Here is a 22,214-nt window from a genome sequence, read left to right on the forward strand (position 1 = left end):
TTGTTTGAATATTTCCTTATTGGGTCTACTTTCATCCTTTTCAAGACGACTTAAACATTCTTCTTCCGTTGCTTCAACTTCTTCAATGTCATAATCACAACCTTCAAGTTGTCGATTAAGCGATTCGGTCATATTACATGTTAAAAGATAAAAATTATCAAAGTCTTTATTTGTCTGCGAATCATTTATAAATATTTTTCGAAAACCCGCGATTATGTGTTTAGCATTTTCATTATGATCATGAATATCCAAATGAGTGATAGCGCGTTGCATCAAATCCCAGTCGAACACAACGTCTTTGTCCGTTAATCTTTGTTGAACCATAGTAGATTTACCAGCACACGGTGGTCCTTTGACTACAGTTAATTTAGCCATCTTCCTCACCACCTTTCAATTTGTTGTCAGTGCCACGTGATTTATTCATTTGGTACTCATCAACAAGCGCAATATTCACGTGGTTGAGGTCAACACGATGGATACTACCGTAACCCCCAGGTATAGGTGGTAAACCATCACGCTTACGGACTTCGTCAATGTTTGTTTTACCTGAATCAATATTAATTTTATCGATTTCAGCTTGTGTCTTTTCATCAACTACACGTATTTCAGTCGTATCGAATTTAAATTCACAAACTTTGTCTGTGTATTCATCATTAAATTTGAAATTCAACTCTGCACACACACATGTAATGTAAGGTTTTAACGTTGAAAGATAGTCCAAGTTTGCGTCTGTAATGCTCATGTTCGTAGTTTCGATACCGAATTTATGCAACGGAATGCCGAATACACCGGCAATCTCACGTGTGGACGATTTATTCTCACGGATTAGTTTTAAAACTTCTGTATCCACTTCTAGCTGATCAAACGTCATTGACTCATCTAGTACAACAACCTTACCTGCTTGCTTTGTACCACTAAACGCTTTGTGGAATTCCTCTCTCGCACGGTTTCTTGCTTTTTTATCGTTTAAGACGCCTTTCATCTTAAGTATTCCGCCTGCATGCGTGCCATTACGTAAGAAGTTGTTTAAAAAGTCCTTACCATTGTTATCAGAATCAATAGTCTTGCTCAGTGTATCAAGTAACGACAATCCATGAATCCCGTCTAATGAATAGAATTTAATGTCTAACATATCTTCATATTTAATGTTTCGCCTAATAAACTTACCGTTATCATCAGTACGTTCATGTGAATAATAAGGACGTCCCATTCGGTCGGATTTTAATTCTACTTCTGAAGTTTTTCTAAAAGTTAAACTAATAGGGTTACCTAACTTATCACGCGTGATTTCAACGTAACCATGAGAAGTCAATAAAGCATTGGCAAATACAACCAATTTAAAGATATAGCCGTTATACAGTGAATTCGGCCTAGTATTAAGCAAATTAACAACCTTATTACTATAATCAATCTGACCGTTAACGTTTAATCTAATAGGCATACGTGCTAAATCAGACGCAATCATCATTACTGCTGTAAAAATGTCACTGTGCTTAATGGCATCTATAGGCGTATACTGTCTTAAATTAGTACCCTGAAAACCAGGTAACGTCTGAACCATCATTTGTAAATCGTCTTCGTTATACTGTAAATCTCTATTTTCGTTTCTTAAGAAGATACCCACTTAATCACCTCCTTTCCCGTGATTCGTTGTCAATGATTAATGCAATAACCACTAGGAAAACGCCTGTGTTAGCTAGTCCTAACTCAACCCCAAATGCTAAGTAAGTTGCGGTATTCATTATGATTAAACCTAATAAAAAAAGGATGCTAACAATGTTAACAACCAATAGTTTTAACGGTATTAAAAGCTTGTTCAATTTCATCATTGCACCCCCTTTTAAAATCCGAATTCTTCATTTTCATATATTGATGACCAATCCACCTCGAATTCATGCATACTCGCTTCACTAAAAGCAGTTATGACAGAGATGATAGGGTCAATCTTTTGTCGATTCATCTTCTTGTTAATCTTAACGTTGTCCTCTCCGTCGTAAATTAAAACAGCGTTATTTACGGCAATGGTTAATAGGTTATTACCAAAATGTTTAATCGTCTTTTCAGCAACCCATACTCGAAATTGCTTAATAGGTTGTGAAAGGCTTCTGAAACTTTGCCCAACTTCAATTAGAGGCCAATCAATCACCATGGATTCTAGCGTGGTCACAAATGATTGTGCATTCCATGGATCATAACACAACGCTTTTACGTTTAACTGATACTCTTCCACAACGTCGAATATATACTCAATAACACGCTTGTAATCATTCATGCCACTTTCCGATGTGGTCACTTCCGCCTCTCCTGTATTAATTAATTTTTCGTAATTAATCTTGTCACGTTTCGACTTCTGTTCGAGCGTGGTCCTTAATCCAATAAACGAATGGCTGTCGATTAACATATCACCATCATCTGTTGGGAATATAAACCCTACAGAAGTTAAGTCGTCAAGTCGTGATAAATCGACACCGATATAAACGTCTTTGCCGTACAAACTATAATCATCACGATTCACTTCGATTGATTCCCATTCATTAATATTGATTAAGCTATCTTCTTTGTTCGCTTGCCAAAGGTTAAAGTTTTTAATCAAAATCTTATGGAATGACGTACCTTTTTCTAATTCATCTTGAATATCCGCTTTAATATTTCTCAGTATTGTGTCTCTATGTTCCTCAGACTCTAAAAGCGGCATTGCCTTAATCCACAGTGATTCGTCATTCACTTCATCTTCTGAATCCATTTCGGCACAGTATACAAAGTAATTATCCGCTTTAACTTCGCCCGATAATATTTTCGAGATGTATTTATATTCTTGATACATCTGACTATTGAGGTTATCCCCTGCCGTCGAAATTAAGAGGGTGAGTGGGTTCTTCTGCAGTGTCATACCCGTTTTAAATCTTGAATACATTTCATCGTCTGGCATGCTTGCCAATTCATCCAGTATAGCTACAGTTGGGTCTTTACCATCAACAGCATCAGGATTGTTTGATAACGGTTCGAACACGCTTGTTGAATCAATATGTGCTAAATCTGTTTTGCGTACATCTGTTGATTTACGAATGTAATCGCTTTTTGAACGTAGCAATTTGATTTGTTGACTTGCCATCTTAAATATCGTTTGTGCTTGCTTGTAAGTTGATGATGATACATATATTTGTCGGTTGTATTTCGGATATTGACCAAAAAGCAACTCATTAAGCGACATTCCCGATACCACTAGCGATTTACCTTGTTTACGTGCCATACTTACATAACATTTAGTAAACCGCCTAAAGCCACCATCACGTCGCCAACCGTAAATACTCCCTACGATAAACTTCTGAAAGAGCATTAAAGGCATAGGTTCATTCGTTTTAGGGTCAGGTAACATCTCGATGAATTTGATTGCCTTATTTGCTTTATCCACATCCCAATAACAACCTTCAGGTGGATATTTTAAATCATTCAAATGACGTTCAGCCACTTTAAAATTCTTCTTACTTACAAGTATCTCGCCTTTGACTACTTTTTGTGCATAAATTGTTGTGTAATCTAACATCAATCGTCACTCACAAACTCTTTGAATGGGTCATCATCCTCTTTCTCTTCAGGGACGACGATGCGTAATCGGCTATCGATTGTTAATCCTAGCGTGTTAGCTACTTGTTGCATTCGAGTACCCGCTTTCTCTTTAGCAGTAAAAGCAGGATTTACTTTAGATTCTCCATTCGCTCCTTCAATAACGACGCCACCTGTTGCTTCTAAATGCAGACTTGCTCTTACAAAATCACTGTAAAAACTGCAGTATTGTGAAAGTTGTGCTTTATCCAAATTTGATATTGGCAATTCTTGCATGTAAGGTAATATTCTTAGGTATTCTTCTTTCGCGATATCATCTAAAAAGTCAGGTGGATGTGAATCTATCTTTGAAAATTTGTTTAATTGCGCTTCTTGACGCTCTTTTTCGACTATTTCTTCTTTGGTGTAATTCTTCTTCGAATTATGCAGAAGTTTACGAGGTCTACCTGCCATTTTTAGCACCTCCATTATGTTTTAGTACCTGGTATTAAAAATTAAGGGAAATCTTTAAGAAAAAGAGTGGGCGCCGTTCTTCAGCGCCTTCCTCACCGCCCCCGTTCATTAATGTGGGGGACTTCCTTCTGCTCTCTTTTCGTTTTTCTGTTGTGGCATTCGTTGCATAATGGTTGCAAATTGTTTTTATCCAATCGTTTTGACCAATCTACTTTTGTCGGGATAATATGGTCAACGACATTTGCTTGTCTTCCACACGATTGACAAATATAATCGTTCTCCATCATCACGATTTCCCTCAAATTCTGCCACTGTTTTGATTTATAGAACCTTAGGTATTCTGGGTCATTCCTTTGCCTTACATCGTTGTATTTAGCGTTTGTATACGTCTTATGCTTATCGCAATAGCTTTCGTTAAAGCTAATTAGTTTGTTGCATGTCGGATGACTACAACGTCGCATTACTGGCATAAGCTCACATCGTTTATATCAATCACCATATCTCTTGTTTGATTAGCCACAAGTAATTGATTACCAATCACATCATGCACAATGTATTTATCTTTTTGATAGATAATCGTATCGCCTTTGTTAATCATCTTATGCAAGTTAGGTTGATAGGAATTAGCGTTGATACCTGCAACAGTATCGAGTGTAATGTTATTGAGTGTAGCAATAGATGTAATATGTTCTAGTGCATCACCTAGTAATACAGTTAATGTATCGATGTCATTGTTGTGTGTGAGTTTTCCTACCACATTCATAAGTGACAGTAGATGTGTCTGCTGATCAGTTGGTTGCTTTAATGATTGGTACTTATTGAATTCCATTGTCTACCTCCTTGCATAATAAAAAGGTACTGCGGTTAACAGTACCTAGTGATTTTGTTTTGGGTATTTTATTTGAGTTGTACACTCATATCAATCACACGTGTGTGACTCATATCAATATACAAAGCGCTTAGGCTAAGGGGTGAACCTAAACGCTCTATAATATAGTACCTGATAATATCATAATATCATTAAATAATACGCTCTATGCACACGCTATGCACACACCATTATTTCATTCCTACTTCCAACGCGACAGCCTTTACAAAGTTCTTCCGAATCTTGCCTGCAGTATTACGGTGCATGTGGCACTCGTCAGCAATGTGTTCCATCTTCAAATGATTAGACGACCAGTACTTAAGTTGTATAACCTTCTTATGTTCGACAGGTAGTTTGCTATACGTACGTTCGATTGCTTGAACCATTTCTTCTTGATTCCGCAGCATCTTATTTGTCATTAACCGTGTTGCCATAATCTCTGTTGTTCTTGCAGGTTCAGCTGACTGAAGCGGACCATAGATGATATTATTATCGACGGGTTGAGTTGGATTAAGTATCTCTAATCTTAATCGTTGTATGTCTTTTTTTGTATTATCAAGATTGTATATTTCTGATTCTATATATCTAAAAGTACCAGGTTTAATATCAGTCATGTTTACCTCCATTATTTATATCTTTCAGTAAAGCGTTCGAATTCTTTAGGATCAACATCGTCTTTAAACTTAAAGCTTAAATAGATATTGGTATACTTTAGGGCGTCATTCTCTTTCCGCAAAAGGCTATTGTCTGCCAATAGTATTAATACTATTAATCCAAGTATTACCGATATGATAATCCAAATCACTCGCTCACCTCTGCTTTAAAATCGTTTAAATGTATATGATTATCAATGTAAAAATCATTAGGTGCTTCCACACTGTCATTCGCTGTTAGTAAGATGATCACTTGCTCTGTTAGGTATTTACCTAACTCATATAACGCTAATGTGATAAGTAAGTTTATAATACGTTTAATCATTGTCTGCCTCCTCCACATTTATAGCCACTATATATTTTTTGTTTAATACGAGTTGTCCACAAGAAATTTTATCAATCACCAAGTAAGCGTATGTAGTTTGGTAATCTTTTAAAATTTTTAGAGGACTTTCGATTATTTTATCTTCTTCCAAAACAAAATGTGTCCCATTGAGTAGCATTATATTAATTTGCTTCATCTTTTGCCTCCTCATATATCTTTAGTGCCTGCTCCTTACTATCTGCATCTATGACAGTAAACGTTTGATTATGCTGTGGTTTAATTACTTCTTTAAACGTTTGTCCTGTCGAGTCTGTAAAGGTAGTAATTAAATACTGTGTCACTTCCCCAGCACCTCTTTCACTCTTGTTAGTATGTCTTTAGACGTATCCTTTGTCTTTGTCTGCTGTTCCGTCTTGTCTTGCATGGTTACGCTCCATTTTCTTTTTGTACGCTGCAATGAGGTCATCGATAGTGTAGTATTGAATAGCAATTTTGAACGGTAAAACTAAATCTACTTCTCTCATAAGATTCAGAATATCATTAATGTCAGCATCTCCAATTCGGCCATATGCTTCATCTACATCAAGTATGTTCGCTAACAATAAATATTGATGTGATAACTTCGGAATCTTACTAAAAAAATATTTAAAACCGTTTTCATCAAAACCAATACTCATTAAAGAATAGGACAATGCGAAAGCTAACATGTCTGCCAGTTCATCAAGTTGTTCTTCAAAAGGCTTGCCTTTGTTCTTTTTCCAATTCTTAAAAGGTTCTATTGTGTTGTACCATTCAAAAAATTCTTCTACATAAGCTTTATGGGTATCTTCTGGGTTTTTAGTCGGTATTCTGTCATCGAATTCCTTTTGTATTTGTAGCAACTCTTGTAATTGATCTACTGTTAATGTATTAGTCATTGTTTACGTCCTCCTTAATTAAATAAATTGGTTTGATGATAAAATCTATAAGTCCAATAACGGAATCATCAGACAGCTTATAATGCGTCTCTCTAATATCTCCAACCAGTTGCACAATTTCTAACATTTCATTTGTTTCAGGGTTATATACTTTATCTCCTACACTGATAGCCATTTCACTCGTCCTCCAATATTCTATTTAATTCATTCTCCAACTTATCGTAGTAAGGATTATCCGACCACGCCTTTTTATACGCTAGGTGTGTGTTAAACAACTCAACCACCTCATCTAACTTACGCTGCAACTTGTCACGTTGGTTACGTAAATTGGCTACGTCTGTGATGAGTGAGTCACTTTCTTTTTCGAGTTGAATTATTCTCTCGCCCAAATTTACTAAAGCATTCATTCCTATCCCTCCTTAAAAATCAAATATCGTCTTTTGCGTACCTAGCTCTTGCTCTAGGAACAAGTTATGCGTCGCTTTAAACCGCATTAATTCCGCCTCGCTCATATCCCACATTTGCCCTGCAAAGATAGCGTTCGCCACGCCTGCAACGTTGTATCTATCCTTAATAGGTACAACACTGATAACCTTGCGACCGTCTTGGTCGAATAAGTTATATTTGTCGAAAATACTCATAGCATGCACTCCTTATTCCGTTTTTTATCGCGTGGATCAATCAGCATTGCTACACGATTATGGTTTACACCAACCACAAAACCTTTTACACCACGCTTGCGTAACTCCTTTTGTAACTGTGTCGGCGACTTACCAGCCGTATTAATGCGGTAGCGTTGTTTTACCGTGTCACTTAAATTCCTCATGTTGCTTACGCCTCCCACTTATCAAACAATCGCTGTACATAATACTTCGCTTTAGCAATGTCCTCTTTGCCGTTTTTATGTGTCGCACGACTCACATACTTGATAGCGTTAAATACATAAGGTGCTAGTTCTGGCGGATACGTTTTGCACACTTGATCGCAATAGTCGATAACCTCTATGTCGCCGTAAGTGTAATGTTCAGGTTGGTTAACCACATCTTCTTTGTGTGTTGCAATTTTTCGATTGACCGGTAATTTTTCCCACTCTTCACTGTCTTTCAGCCACTTTGTACCACCACTATCCAAATTGATGATTGTAATTCCTGGCGCCCAATAGCCTTTTACAGTGCCTGTCTCCCATATAGATTCATCAATCCATTTATCTCCATCGTTAGCCTTATGACAACCTGTAACAACTCTCACTCTGTCGCCTTTACTCAAAATCTCGTTCATTAATTACGCCCCCTTTTAAATTAGTTGTTGATGTCCATACATATCAGTTTTAATTTTGGCAGTACCAGCATGTTCGAATAAATAGTCGCCGTAATCCGTACGCTCGTGACGTTGTGGTACCGTTTTAAGCCAAGGCTTTCTGTTTCGGCTCTTTTCTGCCATATATCTTTGGTAAGCCTGGTAACTTTCGAGTGCGTAATCCCTTTCGATATATATCGGCTCTTGGTATTTTCTTTTAATTGGCTTGTTTAAAGCATCTTCCAAGTCATATCCTTTAGCCAAACGTCTAGTTATCGTTTTAATGTCAACGCCATATTCTTGTGCTTCTAACATTCTTGAATAAGGTGCTTTGATTTTTCTATCGCCTTTGTGGAAATCGTAGTAAATATTATCTGCGTCTCCTTTAAACTTTTTAGATAGTCTGCAAGCAAGGTCTAAATCCCAGCCTGCTGAAAGACGTTCCCTTACCAATCCATAAGTTAGGTTAGCTGATACAAAATTAGTATGTTGTTCTTTGGTGAGGTCAATTTTATTAGTACGATTAGCCCCATTGTTCAGCACATCTTCAACAGACCATCCGTGTCTAAATAAACGTTGTCTAACAACTTGCGGTGTTGCACCACACGCTTCAGCAAGTTGCTTGATTGTTATCACTTGCCCTTTATGTTCAATTCTTTTTGATCTATCGTTCTCTATTACTGGTAATTCAATCACTGTTCTTCCTCCTCTATGACAAGTACTGTACGTGCTACGCCATCCCATTTTTTGAATGTTCTGATTTCCGATATCAGCACATCGTCCGTCCATACTTTGCCATTGCCAGCATCAAGTATTGTTTTCAACAAATTATCAATGTCTGGCTTAATGGTGTGTGGTTGTCCGATATGCGATTCCTTTTTGTGCTTTGGCCACGACTTACTAGGTTTAAAGTAAAACTCAATCGTGAGCCGTATTGGCTTGTCTATCATCAAAGTTGGTAACTGATCAGCTACAAACTTTTTATGCTTTACATAAGGTGCAGGCATGTAAGTATGCCCGCCTCGTGTAAATCTGGGGCGTGATGACCCTTTCGGATTACCTAAGTTCCTGTCGTCCTCTCGATAAAATATTTCTATTCTAGTTTCTTTCATGTTTACTCCTTTGCTTAAAGTCGATTTCATCAAATATCAAATGACTTACTTCATCATAGTCGTGAAATGGCGTTATTCGACCTCTAGCTAGCAATCTTTCTATCGCCCAACCCATTTGTACCAAATTGACTTGAATGAGCGTGTCGCCTTTGTACGTGTCTCTATAGAGACCTCCCAAAAAATCTTGCATTTCTCCAATTGTCATCAGTAAAACCTCTGCGTCTTTTTATAAAATTCCATTTCAACCACTCCGGTTTCTCCGTCTTTATTTTTGACCACATTTACCTCTATATCCGATTTGCCAGTTTGATTGTCTACTAGGTCCCTGTCGTAATAATCATCTCGATACAGCATAAAGATGAAGTGCGCATCTTGTTCAATACCGCCCGTTTCGCGTAGATCACTCATCATTGGTCGTTTGTCTTGTCTACTTTCAACCCCTCGACTTAATTGCGCTAAAGCTATAATGATGCAACCCGTTTCTTTCGCAATGATTTTCAAATCACGACTTATCTTTTCAACTTCCAATCGTCTATCTTTCATTGGAACATCTGATTTCATTAGTGTTAGATAATCAATAAAAATAATGTGAGGTTTATCACTTTCAATCATTGCTTGTTCTCTAATGTCTGACGGTGTTATAACAGCACCATCATGAATAGACAGTTTATTTAATTGTTTGATTTGATTTATAGCGTCCATAATTGCGTTTGTCTCATCAGTACTTAATCCTTGTGATTGTTTTATTTTGGACAGCGGAATATTAGTGATCATAGATATTAAGCGTTCTCCAATGTTCGTCCCGCCTGTTTCTAAACTAAAAAATGTTGTCGGATATCCTTGTCTCGCCATATTCCACATAATATTTAAAGCAAACGCGGTTTTCCCTGTCGAAGGACGACCTGCTAATATATTGAGTTGAGACCTTTCAAAACCTAAAATTTTGTTATCTAACTTTGCGTAATTTGTTTTAACAAACGCTCTTGGTTCATCGCTCAACACATTTTCCATAATTTCCGCCAAAAACGAATCGGTAGGGTTTGATTTGGCTATTTTAAGTTTGTCAAGTTCGCTCAATTTCTCTTTAAGGTACTTTAAATCCTCTCTACTAGGCGCCTTTAAATAGTCGTTCATCTCATAAATTGACTGATTCACTACATATTCTTGCAATATGTTTTCTTGGTCATTCATGAAAAATACTTTTTCAGTGCCCTTAGAATTGAATAAGTCTGTTAGACGCTTTGTACTCACGAAATCTTTATCTTCTCTTGACTTATAGTAGATTTGATTGACGTCTACCTTTCCAATTTCCAAAATATATTGAACGAATTTTTGTGCGTCTGGATCACGAAACATTTCAGGCTTTAGTTTGAATTTACTTAGCAAATCTGGATTGCGCATCAGGTTGGATATAATAGATTCTTCTGTTGTTAGTACGTCAATGTTCGACAATGCCTAAATCCTCTTTCATTTTCTGCCAACGTTCACGTGCTGCCTCTAATTCCTTTTTGTAGTTAGGGTCGTTTTTAAGACGGTATTCTTTTGTTTCTTTTTCGGGAATTTTACTGTAATTAAAATATTTAGGTTTATAAGCGACGATGTCTGCAATCTTGGGTCTGTAACTGTTATTTGCGATATAATGTTTCGTTTTCTTTAAGGTCGGTTCATAGTCGCCCTTTTCTGAAATGATGTCTATCCACGTCTTTATAGTCTCTTTATTAAAGTTCATAGAAAAAGCATCATCGACCAATCTTAGTATTGATAAAGCTTCTTGTTTGGTCATCATTAGTAACCAACTCCCAATTCTTCCGCTATTTCATCTAATGCAGATTTTGATGTTTGTTTTTTAGGCTTAACCTTTTTCTCTGCTTCTTCTTTTGAAGAAACGTCCTCTTTGTTCCAATTCTCCAAAACTTTAATTAGATAGTTGATACCTTTGTTGTTCTGTTTACAGTAATCAATAGCTACTTGTACTATCTCTAATTTATTGTCTTTAAAAGACTCAATACATTGTTCTAATTGTTGTGCTTTTAAAGGATTTTGTATCATCTCTATTTTTTTACTAATTAATTGAAATAATTTAGATGTCTCGTCCCTGTCTCTATTAATACTTGTATTATTAAACCTTGTATTATTCTCTTCCGTCTTTTCGTGGATAGGGTGGGAATCTTTTTGCGGATACCCCTCTCCATCTTTTTGTTCATAGGGGGGTATAATATAAATTTTTCTGTCTTTTACAGACATGTCTTCATTTCTTGTCACAACAGTTCGAATGTATCCTTTGTCTCTTAAATGGTTGATCCAATTCGATACCGTTTTTTTATGAACTTGATACAACTCTGCAAAGTAACTATTGCTGGCGTAAGCATAACCATATTTATTTGCTAGTGCGGTTATTTCTCCATACATTATGATTTCCATCGGTTTTAATTCTTTGTCATACCTTACGTTTGCAGGGATTATCGAATAATAATTTGGTTGCTCAGTCATTTACATTCTCCTTTCTGGTATAATTTTTCTGAGGTGAATATTTATGTGGATTTCAATCACTGCTTTATTTGTATCTATATTGTCTTTGGGATTGACCGCCTATAAACTTTGGACTGATTATAAAGAAAATCTGTTGAATATTTCAGTTCATTTAAAGAACCATTATATTGCTCATGGTAGACATGTTATTGAAGCTAACTTTGTAAATAATACAAAGAATGTTGTTTCTATAACTAGGATTGCTTTAGTAAACGAAAAACATCATTTTACATCTGAAGAAAACAGAGTTTTACTAACTAAAACAAAACATATACGAAACGAAAGCACTCCACTTCCTATTAATTTAAATTCGTATTCTTCAATCAAAGCTTTTATAGTTTTTGATACGAAATATAAAATTGATGATTGTGTATTTAAAATATTTACAAGTAAGGGCGTTTGTTTTACTGAACAAAAAATGAAAGTATTGAAAGAACAACGCCTGTTAAACTTAGCCCAATTAAGAATAAGTAAATAATATAGTCTTTTTTATTCATCTGCTTTTCCTCCTTTCAGCATTTTGTTTAATCTTTTATCTACATCAACCCAGCTGTCGTGTAGGTGGTATTTATCGTTAAAGCTATCCATACCTATGTTGTGCTGTTCTGTATGATGTCTATGGCAAAGCGCAAGCACCTTATTATCTGTATGGTCTATTTTGCGTCTGTTGCGTCCTCTACCGACTGCATGATAATGCGCTAGTTCAGCGTGAGGCTTACCACATATTGCGCAGTTTCTGTTAACAGTAGCCCAATACAACAACGCTTTATCTTCTTTCAATAACTTACTTGTTTCAACCTGCATTGGTATTTGATTATGGAACATAAACGCTACAATCAGCTCTATCAATTCACTTGCTACTTTCATGCTGCAATTACTTAGACTTATATGTTCATAACCTTTCATAATCTCTAATTCAGATTGGAATATTCGTCTTGTTGACTCTACGGGTTCGCCCCAATGCAGTTCTATGTCTCTACATAGCGCAAATATCTTTTTACGTTGATCGCTCGAAATTCTTTTATTGTCGTGTACCTCTACATCTGCGTTTATCGAATAACCATTTTCTAAAAGTTCAATATGACTTTGCTCAAGTTTCACACCAGTAGCAACGACGGAATACGTACCGTCGTTATCTGCCTGGTATCTTGTAATATGTTGCATTTATATCACACCTTAAAATGCTAAATCTTGGTCGTCATATCCTAATGAGTCGCTGCCTGCAAATGGATTACTTTGTTGAGACATAGGTGTTTGTTGTTGATTGGAATTATTTTGAGTTTCTTCTGCTCTTTGTTCGTCTGTTTTAGGTGTTGGTTTATTAACTACTTCATCACCTTTATTCCAAACTTTGATATATGATAGTTGTGCCATATATCGTCCTAGATTCTCTCTAAACTTCCATTTGACAACGATGTTACAAAACTTATTGATAAGTTGATCAGTATCAAATGTTAAGTCAGGTAATTTTAATTTGATTCCTAAGCGTGTCAATAACTCGATGTATTGTCTTTCTTGTCCGTCAAATTCAAAGGGTGGAACAAACTGATTGTGTTTGAACTGCTTACCCTCGTTGTTTTCAAAAACGACAGTGAAATAACGCCCCTCTGCATCATTTGCTTCAATATCCTTAACTTTCACTGTAAATTCTCCAGCGCCTAAGAACTCTCCGCCTTTCATAAATGCTTCTTGATTCGTTTCTGTAATATGATTTGCTCTACCTGTAATTTTCATAATTAGTTACCGTCCTTTATTTAGTTTCCGTTTCGGATTGCTTGTACTACATCATCAATACTTGGGTTGATAAACTTTTTATCGTTAATTTGTACACTTTGTGAGTGTCTTATTTTTGTTTCAAAGACTGGCGATGGTTCTGCGTTAAATACGTAGTTAAACGCCTTTTGTCCGTCTTGGTCATATTCTTCAATAGTCATTCTTCCTAGTACATCAGATTGACTAACAACCGCTTTTCTGATTTGGTCTTGCGCTTCAATCGTGATGGTAGGATTGATCGTGCTTCCTTCTTCGTCTTTTTCTTTGTTGATGCCCTCGTGTCCACTAATTGCTAAATGGAATTGGTAATGTTCCTGCAATTTTGAAATGTATCTATACATGTGCACAATACGTGTTGCAGTTTCTCCCCAATCGTTAAATGTCGGCTTACGAGTCTTGCCTGCCATAATGTCTTCAATCGTGATGTCACGCAATTTTTGAATGGTCTCTATAACAACAACATCAATTTGCTTTCCGTTACCTCTTAATTGCTCTAAAATCTGAGGCAACATCTTTACTACCATTGCAAAATGCTTGTAATTCTTGATTTGTACGACAGCACCATCTTCTGTAACTGTTGTTCCGTCTTCGTTGATGTCTAATACAAGTGCGTTGTTGTCTTTTGTCAAAAATGTAGTCTTACCAGTCCCAAACTTTCCATATACAGCGAATTTGTAAAATTTATTAGCGTTTTGTTGACTAATATCCTTAATGCCTAATTGTGTTAAAATGTCCTGTTGCTCAGTCATTTATAACCCCACCTTTACTGAATAAGATGTTGGTTTTTGAACCATTCTTATTCCGTCTAATACTTCGCCGTTATCGTCAATGACAGTACCGTCGTCAGATACGTTAAAAGCTTTCTTCATGTCTGCTTGATTTAACTTCTTAGTTGTCTTAACGTAGTCTGTAAACCCTCTTTGTTCTAATTGATCAATAACATCTTGTTCGTTTTTGACTTCAAAAACTTTTGAGCCTTTACGAGATGTTACCTTTCCGTATGGCGTGTTCAATTTGAATTTACTATCCTTTTCTTTCTCTGCTCTGTAGTATTCAGTAACAAGGTATTCTAAATGCTCTTTATTGCCCTGCAAGCTCTCAAGCTCTTTAGATTCCCATTCTTTAATACGGTCTACTTCTGATTGAGCTAAATCTTTAATTTCTTTTTCCTTAGCACTTATCGCTTCCAACTTTTTAAAGACCCAGTTAGCACTAGATAAGTCTGTAACTTCGAATGTGCTTTTAACTTCATTTTGTAGTTCTGATTCCTGTAATAAATTAGCCACTACTTAACCCCTCCCAACAGTCTACTCATTATGCGGTCATAGTTATCAATATTTTCAGCAATCCATACACGTGTTTCATACATTAAAATATCAATGGCACTTTCTATACCATATACGTCATAGATTGTGATTTCACTAACAGTATTGTCATCACGATCTTGAATTGTTACATCGACTCCGAATTCAGTTTTAGCGACGTACATGTAAAACTTAAATCCATCTATCGTGATTGTTTTCGAAAATTCTTGTCCAATTTCGTAATACATTTGAAATTTCCTCCATTTTTGGTAGAATGAGGCTAGATATTCATAGAAATTCCAACCCCTGACTGTTTGCTAGTTGCAGCTAGCATTCAGTCTTTTTTAATGTGTTGATTACATATTTAGCAGTGTAGTAAGTTGTTACTACAGTTGTTATCGCTACGAATAACGTCGTTGTGAAATATGTGTGAAAAGCGAATAGCGTAGTCATTACAAAGCTTGTTAAAAATGCGATTAATAGTGCTATCAATTTATCCTGCATGTAATCCCTCCACTACCTCGTCTGATAAATCCCAGTAAGGCATTTTTTCTCGCACTAATTGAATCGGTACTTTTCCGGATATAGTGATGTAGCCCTCTTTTTCTAACTCTTTGTTTAAATTTCTGACAATAGATGTCGCTTTGCTTTTTGATACTCCAGCGATTAACATGATGTGCTTAATGTTTAAATATTGTGGCTTCATGATTAAACCTCCTAATATCTATTTTTGTATTGCAGCGTCACACAAGTGATGACTGCGATAATGTTTAATGCGATTATTAATGTGGTCATATAAGTAATCCTTTCGTGTATAATGTTCTTATCTCCTTATGAAAGGAGGTGATAAGTATGAAAGTTTTGGTTACTTTAAAAGATGGTTCTAAAAAGCATGTTTCTGATTTAGAGAAAATTGTTTATCCTGGATATGAAAACATTGAAATTATCACAAAAGACCAAATTGAAACATTTTTTCTAGAACCTACAAATGCTTATGTGTTTGTTGGCGCTCAAACTCTAAGTGTAGAAGCTGGACAAATTCTCACGGTAGAATTTAGTTAACCTTTTTCAACAACTCTGCAACTGCTCGCAACAGTTCAGGGTTGTTGTTTCTTTCTAAACAGTGGCTAGCGTGCTTTAGTAATTTGAGCTTTAATTTATTCTTTTCACTTCTGATTTGTAGTAGTTTAAACATTATTAGTCCTCCTTAATTTGGTTTTTCGATTGTGGGTTTTGTTCATAAGTTTTCTGCTATACTCCTGTTAAGGAGGTGAAAAACTTATGAATAAAATTGAAAATAATATGATTGATGTCATACTTGAAAAGCATGGCATATCAGACAAAAACGTTTCTGATGCAGTTAAAGAAATTGCTTATGCCCTCTCAAAAGATAAGCAATTTATCAAAAATATTATAGAAACCAACGAACGTGAAACTGCTAGAAAGAATCGTTTTTAATCTCAGTCCCGTTTCGACGGGACTTCTAATTCCATTCTTTTATTAATTTCGTTATTTAATTTTTCGACAAAATCATGGCTATTTGTATACCACAATAATTTTGAAGCTTCTTTTATTGCTGCTCCGTAGTTTTCTGACTTAATTAAGATGTCATCAACCACTTCTTTAATTAATGCTTCGTATGATTTTTCAATTTCTTTTAATTGCTTAATTTTTGACTCTTGCATTCTTTATCCTCCTTTATGTTGGTTGTTTTTCGTTCAAAAATTTATTAATGAAATATTGCTGACCTTTTCCAGTGACTTTAGGTGTCTTACTAATCGATGTGTGTCCGTCAGAATGACTAATCGTAGTTTCTTTGATTCCAAACAATTCTCGTTCCATCGAATATTGAGTTGGCATGTTGTAATCGACGCCCTTACGTTTAATGAGAAATCCGTTTTGACGTAACCATTCGAACAACCTACGCTGACCGATATCGATGCCGTTTTGTTTAATAATCTTCGCTAACTCACCAACCAGAATTGATGTTTTAGTAGTAGCCACCGCATCAGCAAAAACAATTTTAGGTTTGTCTTTCTCAATCTTTGCTTCAAGTTGATTGATTGTGTTATTAGCAATCTTCAAAGCACGCTGCATAACCATTTCTGGACTGTTCCACGCTTTTTCCACTTGAATGAAATATTGACGTGCACGTTTTCCTGGTTCACTTCGTTGTATCATTGCTATTTCTTTAGCAGTGTCGAGTGTAAGAATATGATTGACTTGTTCATAAGTACGCGCCCTTTTTTGACCGTGTACTTTTTCAACTTGCGAAATAAAATCTATTCCGTTTTCAAAACCATACTCTGTCATTCTTTCGAACCACTTATCGTACCTAGTTGAAACTTCTAATGCTTGATGAAGTTCTCGACCACTGATTGCGATTTCTCCATTTTCTTTTTCTTGAATATTGAACATCTCTCCAATGTTCGGTTTGTTTTGTAAACCTTGCATTTGTTTTCCTCCTATTAAGTTTTTTGTTTGCGTTTCGTGTACTTTGTGGGTAAAAAAATATTCCCAATGTTTTCATCGAAAAAATCAGCAATAATAAACATCTCATCGTTTTTAAATTGATGCTTTCCTAATTCTTTTAAACGATATCCTTCAGTAGATATATTCAGGAGATTTGCTAAGTCTTCTTGAGTACATTTTCTTTCTTTTCTAAGTCTTATTAAATTCCATTGCATGTTGTCACCTCCTGCTTACAAAACTAACTATACACGAATCGTGTACCTTAGTCAACACAAAAGTTTGCATTTCGTGTATTTTTTTGTTGAATACCAAAAATAATTGGGATATACTATAGGTACATTTAGAGGAGGTAAAAAAATGGATAAAAAAGAATTAGCAAGATTTATAGGTAATAAAATCAGATACTATAGAACTAAAATGAATTTAACTCAAGACCAGCTCGGAGAAAAACTTAATACTAAAAAAGCTACTATTTCAAACTATGAAACAGGTTATAGAACCCCTAAACAAGATGATTTATTTGAAATAGCACATATTTTAAACATTAGTATCGACGACTTATTCCCTAAAAGACCTAGTAAGAATAACGACATCACAACTGTGTACAATCAACTCACTCCTCCTCGTCAAAAACGCGTACTGGACTTTGCTAACGAGCAATTAAATGAGCAAAATAACAAAGTCTTACATATAAATTCACACAATATAATATCCGAAGAAGTTGCTGTATACGGTTATGCTTCAGCAGGTACTGGAGAAACGTTAATAGATGGTGTCGAGTTCACAACACAATACAACGGCCACATACCTAATCACGATTTTGCATTGCAGGTCAACGGCGATTCTATGGAGCCCATGTTCGAAGATAAAGAGATTATCTTTATCGATAAAACAAAGCAAATAAATAGTGGTCAAATCGGCATCTTTGTTATTGATGGTGAGGCTTATTTAAAAAAAGTGTTCATTAGTGACAAAGGTATACGTTTGGTTTCGTTGAACTCAAAATATCCTGACTTAAATTTTGATAGTAGTCACGATATTAAAGTAGCAGGAAAAGTTATATTGTAGGAGGAATTAATTATGAAAGCTAAACAAAGGGATAAAGATTCACTTTTAAATAAATTTCCTGATTTCAGAATCATTATAGAAACAACTGGATCAACAAATTATCAAGGAACAGAATACAACGGTTCAATTATATCTTCTTTCAAAGAGATAGCTTTTGTATGTGAAAAAAAGAATTTTATATATGTAATTCCATGGTCTGATATAAACTCTATTTCTACTAAAAAAACATTTATAACAAACAATATCTACTTAACTTATGATAATTCATCTAAGAACTTAACATTTAAACTCACTAATGTTGAATCTGTTATAGCTATAGAGGTTTTATCTCAAGCAATTAATGAACACGAAAAGATTTTAAAAACACAAGAAAATTATATTAAGGAGCTCGAGAACGAAAAAGAACAAAATCGTTTAGAAATATTTTCACAAAATGACTCGCAGGAAAATGATTTTGAAATTGAAAAGTACGATGAAGAACCTATTTATAAAAATAAACCTTTGGACTTAACTTATACTAAAGCAAGAAAAATCGATAATTCGTTTGTTGTGTTAGACTTCGAAACCACTGGTATAGATTATAAAACAAACGAATTTTTCCAATATGGTGTTGTCGTATTTGAAAACGGAATGATTGTTAATGAATACAGTAAATATTTTAAACCAAACAAAAAACTAGGTAAAACCGTTATGAAAAAGACTGGTATTACTAATGAGTTTTTAGAAGATAAACCTTCGATACACAAAGATGATTTAGTCGAATTATATGAACTATTAAAAGGTAATACGATAGTAGCTCATAACGCTCCTTTTGATATGAAATATCTAATAAAATATTTACACAATTTCAATGTTGAACACGATAAATTTAGAGTTTTTGACACCTTACCGGCATCTAGAAGATTAATACACGAGACACCTAATCACAAATTAGAAACACTAAAAAATCACTTTAATTTAGACGATGGAGATTCTCACGAAGCTATTAATGATGCAAGAGCAACGGGAAAATTAGCACTTTTGTTAATTGAGAGAATGCAATTTTCAGGGTAGCCCGACTACCCTTTTTTATGCTCTCTCTACTCCCGCAAACCTTTTTAATTAGTAGGCAAAGTGATTTTATAAACACGGCAATTACATTTCAGCCGTTGAGGGTTTTTGAGGTGAGGAAGATTAATTAAATCAATTTCAGAAAACAAAAACCGCCACCTGATAACATATAGAAAATCAGACGGCGGAAAAAATATTTGAAAAAGGTATAAAGTCCTCGCAGAAGTGTTTTCAACTTCTAAACTTATTATAACAAATTCTATTATGTTAAGGAAATTATAAAAAACACCGCCCCTGTCTGGAAAGGACGGTGAAAAGTATACTCGCGCTCAGTTCAATATTAATAATATGAACTGTTTTTATTTTACCAATATCATTTTTAATCTTCAAGGGGAGATGTTTAAGTTGAATAAACGAAATGATAATTACATGGGAGAAGATTTATCATTTGTTGCCTTAGCTCTAGTTTTACTTGTACTACCTTTGTTAGTTATCTTAATTTGACTTATTAGCTTAAAGGAGTTTGGTTAAAATGGCTATAAAAGAAATTACTGAAGAAATAGGTTAGGATTTAGTAGAAATTTTAAAAAGAGTTAATAGCTTCCCCTACGTTACTGAAAAAATCACAAAAAAGGTTGAAAAACATATCAAAAGAAGAGTTTTTTGATCTAATTGCTAAAAATAAAAAGGAGAATAAAATTGAAGAGTAGCAGAGATTGCTTTTTTTATAAAATTTTAACATTTCTTATCACGATTATAATTTTATTAATTTTATTAATTTTTAAATTAATTTGAGATATCAGAGTGACAAATTTTTGAGATAGATATATTTGAGGTTAATATAATGGAACGCCAATATCCCTAGATGATTTGAAAAGGGGCAAATAGACATATTTCAAACATAAAATATCTCATCTTATTTCGTTATTTATAAAATGTTCTTGCCAACACAGTAATTATTAATATAATTTAAATATAAACACTAAAACATCTAAGGAGATTGCTTATGAAAAAACTAAAATTATTATTTGAAGATAACCACTTAGTCAACAATGATGTATACTGGAAGGCTGTATTAAAAGCTTTATTTCTCTCTTATATCTTTTATAATGCATTCGCATTAAGTGATTACGTTACAAAAAACTATATATTTGCAATCATTGCAATTATTATAATTATAATAGGAGTGTGGGCTACTAATAGATTAAAATTTAATTTATTGCAACTTAAAACATTAAACAGAAAAGATATATTAATTACTATACTAGGTTTCATTCTATTGTACTCTTTCGATGAAATATTTGAATATTTGAAACCTGGATTATCGCCTAACGACACATTAATTGTTCATGAATTCTCAGGAACACCTTTTATACTTCTAATAATTAGTATCGCACTTATTCCTGCTATTGTAGAAGAAATTATTTTAAGAGGATTTTTACTCCGTGTAGTTTTTAGAGGACATTTATTTATAGGATTAATTATTTCAAGTATTATTTTCGCGTTATTACATGAAGGAAATACTTTTATAGACTATATCCCTTATTTTTATTTTGGTCTTATTGTTGGTATATCTTATCTTATTACTAAAAGATTAGAAGTTGCTATAATTATTCATTTCTTAAATAACTTTATAACTCTTTTTGAATATTTTAACTAATCTAATTGGATACAGGGTACTCCCACGTACCCTTATTATTTTTTTACTTTTTTAAGGAGGGATTGAGTGAAATGGCGGTTTATAAAGATAACAAAACAGGTAAATGGTATTTTTCAACTAGATATAAAGATGTTTATGGCAATAATAAAAGAAAACTTAAACGTGGTTTCAAAACGAAACGTGAAGCTAAAAGTGCAGAAGCCGAATTTTTAACAGAAGTTAATGAAGGTTATAGTGACTCAAACACATTTGAGTATACTTTTTATCACTATTTAGAAAACAGTGACTTGCGTCCTAAAACTAAAAAGCGCAAAGAGAATGAATATAAACTTCATATACAATCTAAATTCGGACATATCAAAATGAATAAAATCACACAACAACAATGCCAAGAATTCCGTAAGTATCTCATGGACAATATCAATTCAGTTAATAGCGCACGTACAGTTTGGTCAGGGTTTAAAGTTGTAATTAATTATGCTAAAAAATATTTTGGTTTACGAATCGACCCCACTATTTCTATAAAACCAATTCCAAGATCTAAACCGAAACCAAAATTTATGATGAGGGAAGAATTTGAAGATCGTGTAAAAGATGTAGAAGAACAGGACTATCGGGAACTTTTTACTTTAATGTTTTACACAGGGTTACGAGTAGGTGAAGCAATGGCTTTAGTTTGGACGGACTACAATAAATATAAAAAAGAGATATCCATCAATAAAACAATGGACATCTCTAATCGGACTATATACCCCAGAGCTAAAACCGAAAGCTCTGAAGATATTGTACCCTTACCTAATTTCATCAACGAGATGTTATCTGAACGCTACCAACGTGAAAAACAGATGAACAAATACTTTGATGAACAGAATTATTTTATTTTTGGCGGATTAGCACCTAAGCACTATAGCCATGTTCATAAGAAATTCAACAAAGCTTTCCCTAATTATAACATACACGCTTTAAGACATTCTTATGCGTCTTTCTTAGCAAACAATGGAGTAGATATATTTGTGCTGCAATCACTAATGCGTCATGCTCAAATAACTGAAACAATGGGTACATATAGCCACTTATATACTCAAAAGAAACATGATGCTATTTCTATATTCGATAAGTAAATGGTATCAAAATGGTATCAGTACCCATGTTACAAGGATAAAAATCGCA

40 protein-coding genes are annotated in these 22,214 nt (G+C 34.6%); 7 read left to right on the plus strand and 33 right to left on the minus strand.

Features of this window, described 5'->3' with window-relative positions:
* Nucleotides 1–367: 367 nt before the first annotated feature.
* The 22 genes from MUA40_RS09320 to MUA40_RS09425 form a co-directional block, all read right to left on the minus strand.
* Nucleotides 368–1,624: a phage portal protein gene (locus tag MUA40_RS09320; RefSeq protein WP_019165879.1), complete on the minus strand. Its 1,257-nt coding sequence runs from the start codon at nt 1,622–1,624 to the stop codon at nt 368–370.
* A gap of 216 nt (nt 1,625–1,840) precedes the next feature.
* On the minus strand, nt 1,841–3,544 hold the full coding sequence (locus MUA40_RS09325) for a terminase large subunit (RefSeq protein WP_262569457.1): 1,704 nt from the start codon (nt 3,542–3,544) through the stop codon (nt 1,841–1,843).
* Entirely contained in the window at nt 3,544–4,017 is a 474-nt protein-coding gene (locus tag MUA40_RS09330) for a phage terminase small subunit P27 family (RefSeq protein WP_019165882.1), read from the minus strand. The genes MUA40_RS09325 and MUA40_RS09330 overlap by 1 nt, the downstream gene beginning before the upstream one ends.
* A 92-nt stretch (nt 4,018–4,109) precedes the next feature.
* On the minus strand, nt 4,110–4,487 hold the full coding sequence (locus MUA40_RS12075) for an HNH endonuclease (protein WP_126496178.1): 378 nt from the start codon (nt 4,485–4,487) through the stop codon (nt 4,110–4,112).
* Complete coding sequence (locus MUA40_RS09340) at nt 4,478–4,846, minus strand: hypothetical protein (protein WP_126496179.1); 369 nt, start codon at nt 4,844–4,846, stop codon at nt 4,478–4,480. Before MUA40_RS09340 ends, MUA40_RS12075 begins: the two co-directional genes overlap by 10 nt.
* Before the next feature lie 230 nt (nt 4,847–5,076).
* A complete protein-coding gene (locus MUA40_RS09345; RefSeq protein ID WP_126496187.1) occupies nt 5,077–5,499 on the minus strand; it encodes a DUF722 domain-containing protein in 423 nt (140 codons plus the stop codon).
* An 11-nt stretch (nt 5,500–5,510) separates the two neighbouring features.
* A complete protein-coding gene (locus MUA40_RS09350; RefSeq protein ID WP_236744682.1) occupies nt 5,511–5,690 on the minus strand; it encodes a DUF1514 family protein in 180 nt (59 codons plus the stop codon).
* Nucleotides 5,687–5,863, minus strand: a complete 177-nt coding sequence (gene rinB, locus MUA40_RS09355; protein ID WP_126496180.1) for a transcriptional activator RinB — start codon at nt 5,861–5,863, stop codon at nt 5,687–5,689. The genes MUA40_RS09350 and rinB overlap by 4 nt, the downstream gene beginning before the upstream one ends.
* Nucleotides 5,856–6,059 carry a hypothetical protein gene (locus MUA40_RS09360; RefSeq protein ID WP_126496181.1) on the minus strand — a complete coding sequence of 68 codons (204 nt, stop codon included), beginning with the start codon at nt 6,057–6,059 and terminating at the stop codon, nt 5,856–5,858. Before MUA40_RS09360 ends, rinB begins: the two co-directional genes overlap by 8 nt.
* The gene (locus MUA40_RS09365) at nt 6,046–6,204 is read right to left on the minus strand and encodes a DUF1381 domain-containing protein (protein ID WP_126496182.1); all 159 of its coding nucleotides are present in this window, start codon (nt 6,202–6,204) and stop codon (nt 6,046–6,048) included. The genes MUA40_RS09360 and MUA40_RS09365 overlap by 14 nt, the downstream gene beginning before the upstream one ends.
* 36 nt (nt 6,205–6,240) lie before the next feature.
* The gene (locus MUA40_RS09370) at nt 6,241–6,780 is read right to left on the minus strand and encodes a dUTP diphosphatase (RefSeq protein WP_262569460.1); all 540 of its coding nucleotides are present in this window, start codon (nt 6,778–6,780) and stop codon (nt 6,241–6,243) included.
* Nucleotides 6,773–6,955: a type II toxin-antitoxin system antitoxin HigA gene (higA, locus tag MUA40_RS09375; protein ID WP_155976419.1), complete on the minus strand. Its 183-nt coding sequence runs from the start codon at nt 6,953–6,955 to the stop codon at nt 6,773–6,775. The genes MUA40_RS09370 and higA overlap by 8 nt, the downstream gene beginning before the upstream one ends.
* 1 nt (nt 6,956) lies before the next feature.
* Entirely contained in the window at nt 6,957–7,187 is a 231-nt protein-coding gene (locus tag MUA40_RS09380; protein ID WP_126496586.1) for a hypothetical protein, read from the minus strand.
* Between the two features lie 12 nt (nt 7,188–7,199).
* The gene (locus MUA40_RS09385) at nt 7,200–7,421 is read right to left on the minus strand and encodes a DUF3269 family protein (RefSeq protein ID WP_126496585.1); all 222 of its coding nucleotides are present in this window, start codon (nt 7,419–7,421) and stop codon (nt 7,200–7,202) included.
* The gene (locus MUA40_RS09390) at nt 7,418–7,606 is read right to left on the minus strand and encodes a hypothetical protein (RefSeq protein ID WP_126496584.1); all 189 of its coding nucleotides are present in this window, start codon (nt 7,604–7,606) and stop codon (nt 7,418–7,420) included. The genes MUA40_RS09385 and MUA40_RS09390 overlap by 4 nt, the downstream gene beginning before the upstream one ends.
* Nucleotides 7,607–7,611: 5 nt before the next feature.
* Nucleotides 7,612–7,887 (minus strand): DUF3310 domain-containing protein, encoded by a 276-nt coding sequence (locus MUA40_RS12145; protein ID WP_191876928.1) that lies wholly within the window; start codon nt 7,885–7,887, stop codon nt 7,612–7,614.
* A 186-nt stretch (nt 7,888–8,073) separates the two neighbouring features.
* Nucleotides 8,074–8,772, minus strand: coding sequence for a hypothetical protein (locus tag MUA40_RS09400; RefSeq protein WP_155976421.1), 699 nt, complete (start codon nt 8,770–8,772; stop codon nt 8,074–8,076).
* Complete coding sequence (locus MUA40_RS09405) at nt 8,769–9,218, minus strand: RusA family crossover junction endodeoxyribonuclease (protein ID WP_316959775.1); 450 nt, start codon at nt 9,216–9,218, stop codon at nt 8,769–8,771. Before MUA40_RS09405 ends, MUA40_RS09400 begins: the two co-directional genes overlap by 4 nt.
* Nucleotides 9,175–9,393, minus strand: coding sequence for a hypothetical protein (locus tag MUA40_RS09410; protein WP_262569466.1), 219 nt, complete (start codon nt 9,391–9,393; stop codon nt 9,175–9,177). Before MUA40_RS09410 ends, MUA40_RS09405 begins: the two co-directional genes overlap by 44 nt.
* Nucleotides 9,393–10,640, minus strand: coding sequence for a DnaB helicase C-terminal domain-containing protein (locus tag MUA40_RS09415; RefSeq protein WP_262569467.1), 1,248 nt, complete (start codon nt 10,638–10,640; stop codon nt 9,393–9,395). Before MUA40_RS09415 ends, MUA40_RS09410 begins: the two co-directional genes overlap by 1 nt.
* On the minus strand, nt 10,627–10,974 hold the full coding sequence (locus MUA40_RS09420; RefSeq protein ID WP_262569468.1) for a replicative helicase loader/inhibitor: 348 nt from the start codon (nt 10,972–10,974) through the stop codon (nt 10,627–10,629). The genes MUA40_RS09415 and MUA40_RS09420 overlap by 14 nt, the downstream gene beginning before the upstream one ends.
* The gene (locus MUA40_RS09425) at nt 10,974–11,678 is read right to left on the minus strand and encodes a helix-turn-helix domain-containing protein (RefSeq protein WP_262569469.1); all 705 of its coding nucleotides are present in this window, start codon (nt 11,676–11,678) and stop codon (nt 10,974–10,976) included. The genes MUA40_RS09420 and MUA40_RS09425 overlap by 1 nt, the downstream gene beginning before the upstream one ends.
* 43 nt (nt 11,679–11,721) lie before the next feature.
* On the opposite strand from MUA40_RS09425, the gene MUA40_RS09430 reads away from it, so the two are divergent.
* A complete protein-coding gene (locus MUA40_RS09430) occupies nt 11,722–12,195 on the plus strand; it encodes a hypothetical protein (RefSeq protein WP_262569470.1) in 474 nt (157 codons plus the stop codon).
* A gap of 11 nt (nt 12,196–12,206) precedes the next feature.
* On the opposite strand, the gene MUA40_RS09435 is transcribed toward MUA40_RS09430, so the two are convergent.
* The 7 genes from MUA40_RS09435 to MUA40_RS09465 all read right to left on the minus strand — a co-directional run bounded on the left by MUA40_RS09435 (nt 12,207) and on the right by MUA40_RS09465 (nt 15,500).
* On the minus strand, nt 12,207–12,881 hold the full coding sequence (locus tag MUA40_RS09435) for a putative HNHc nuclease (protein WP_262569471.1): 675 nt from the start codon (nt 12,879–12,881) through the stop codon (nt 12,207–12,209).
* Nucleotides 12,882–12,893: 12 nt separating this feature from the next.
* Nucleotides 12,894–13,451 carry a single-stranded DNA-binding protein gene (locus MUA40_RS09440; protein ID WP_262569473.1) on the minus strand — a complete coding sequence of 186 codons (558 nt, stop codon included), beginning with the start codon at nt 13,449–13,451 and terminating at the stop codon, nt 12,894–12,896.
* A 20-nt stretch (nt 13,452–13,471) separates the two neighbouring features.
* Nucleotides 13,472–14,239, minus strand: coding sequence for an ATP-binding protein (locus tag MUA40_RS09445; RefSeq protein WP_262569476.1), 768 nt, complete (start codon nt 14,237–14,239; stop codon nt 13,472–13,474).
* Nucleotides 14,240–14,776 (minus strand): host-nuclease inhibitor Gam family protein, encoded by a 537-nt coding sequence (locus MUA40_RS09450; protein WP_167697123.1) that lies wholly within the window; start codon nt 14,774–14,776, stop codon nt 14,240–14,242.
* Nucleotides 14,776–15,042 carry a DUF1108 family protein gene (locus MUA40_RS09455; protein WP_262569479.1) on the minus strand — a complete coding sequence of 89 codons (267 nt, stop codon included), beginning with the start codon at nt 15,040–15,042 and terminating at the stop codon, nt 14,776–14,778. Before MUA40_RS09455 ends, MUA40_RS09450 begins: the two co-directional genes overlap by 1 nt.
* Before the next feature lie 79 nt (nt 15,043–15,121).
* Nucleotides 15,122–15,298, minus strand: coding sequence for a hypothetical protein (locus MUA40_RS09460; RefSeq protein ID WP_262569481.1), 177 nt, complete (start codon nt 15,296–15,298; stop codon nt 15,122–15,124).
* A complete protein-coding gene (locus tag MUA40_RS09465; protein WP_262569482.1) occupies nt 15,288–15,500 on the minus strand; it encodes a hypothetical protein in 213 nt (70 codons plus the stop codon). The genes MUA40_RS09460 and MUA40_RS09465 overlap by 11 nt, the downstream gene beginning before the upstream one ends.
* A gap of 146 nt (nt 15,501–15,646) precedes the next feature.
* Here MUA40_RS09465 and MUA40_RS09470 point away from each other — a divergent pair, with 146 nt between their 5' ends.
* Nucleotides 15,647–15,856 (plus strand): hypothetical protein, encoded by a 210-nt coding sequence (locus MUA40_RS09470; RefSeq protein ID WP_262569484.1) that lies wholly within the window; start codon nt 15,647–15,649, stop codon nt 15,854–15,856.
* Here MUA40_RS09470 and MUA40_RS09475 read toward each other — a convergent pair.
* A complete protein-coding gene (locus tag MUA40_RS09475) occupies nt 15,849–15,989 on the minus strand; it encodes a hypothetical protein (protein ID WP_096556146.1) in 141 nt (46 codons plus the stop codon). The genes MUA40_RS09470 and MUA40_RS09475 overlap by 8 nt on opposite strands.
* An 86-nt stretch (nt 15,990–16,075) precedes the next feature.
* On the opposite strand from MUA40_RS09475, the gene MUA40_RS09480 reads away from it, so the two are divergent.
* Nucleotides 16,076–16,252: a hypothetical protein gene (locus MUA40_RS09480; RefSeq protein ID WP_194746656.1), complete on the plus strand. Its 177-nt coding sequence runs from the start codon at nt 16,076–16,078 to the stop codon at nt 16,250–16,252.
* 2 nt (nt 16,253–16,254) lie between these two features.
* Here the strand turns inward: MUA40_RS09480 and MUA40_RS09485 are convergent, their stop codons facing one another.
* Genes MUA40_RS09485 through MUA40_RS09495 form a run of 3 tightly spaced genes read right to left on the minus strand, consistent with a single transcriptional unit; the run spans nt 16,255 to nt 17,481 of the window.
* Nucleotides 16,255–16,479, minus strand: a complete 225-nt coding sequence (locus MUA40_RS09485; RefSeq protein WP_262569488.1) for a hypothetical protein — start codon at nt 16,477–16,479, stop codon at nt 16,255–16,257.
* Nucleotides 16,480–16,492: 13 nt separating this feature from the next.
* Nucleotides 16,493–17,248, minus strand: coding sequence for a phage antirepressor KilAC domain-containing protein (locus MUA40_RS09490; RefSeq protein ID WP_262569490.1), 756 nt, complete (start codon nt 17,246–17,248; stop codon nt 16,493–16,495).
* A 14-nt stretch (nt 17,249–17,262) separates the two neighbouring features.
* Nucleotides 17,263–17,481 carry a helix-turn-helix transcriptional regulator gene (locus MUA40_RS09495; protein ID WP_262569492.1) on the minus strand — a complete coding sequence of 73 codons (219 nt, stop codon included), beginning with the start codon at nt 17,479–17,481 and terminating at the stop codon, nt 17,263–17,265.
* Between the two features lie 142 nt (nt 17,482–17,623).
* On the opposite strand from MUA40_RS09495, the gene MUA40_RS09500 reads away from it, so the two are divergent.
* From MUA40_RS09500 to MUA40_RS09515, 4 genes are all read left to right on the plus strand, one after another.
* The gene (locus tag MUA40_RS09500) at nt 17,624–18,334 is read left to right on the plus strand and encodes an XRE family transcriptional regulator (RefSeq protein WP_262569494.1); all 711 of its coding nucleotides are present in this window, start codon (nt 17,624–17,626) and stop codon (nt 18,332–18,334) included.
* 12 nt (nt 18,335–18,346) lie between these two features.
* The gene (locus tag MUA40_RS09505; RefSeq protein WP_262569495.1) at nt 18,347–19,387 is read left to right on the plus strand and encodes a 3'-5' exonuclease; all 1,041 of its coding nucleotides are present in this window, start codon (nt 18,347–18,349) and stop codon (nt 19,385–19,387) included.
* Nucleotides 19,388–20,390: 1,003 nt separating this feature from the next.
* A complete protein-coding gene (locus MUA40_RS09510) occupies nt 20,391–21,044 on the plus strand; it encodes a CPBP family intramembrane glutamic endopeptidase (RefSeq protein WP_262569499.1) in 654 nt (217 codons plus the stop codon).
* 71 nt (nt 21,045–21,115) lie between these two features.
* On the plus strand, nt 21,116–22,165 hold the full coding sequence (locus tag MUA40_RS09515) for a site-specific integrase (RefSeq protein WP_262569501.1): 1,050 nt from the start codon (nt 21,116–21,118) through the stop codon (nt 22,163–22,165).
* Nucleotides 22,166–22,214 lie beyond the last annotated feature (49 nt).

The organism is Staphylococcus schleiferi (genome assembly GCF_025558325.1).
In the GTDB taxonomy this organism is placed as follows: Bacteria; Bacillota; Bacilli; order Staphylococcales; family Staphylococcaceae; genus Staphylococcus; species Staphylococcus schleiferi.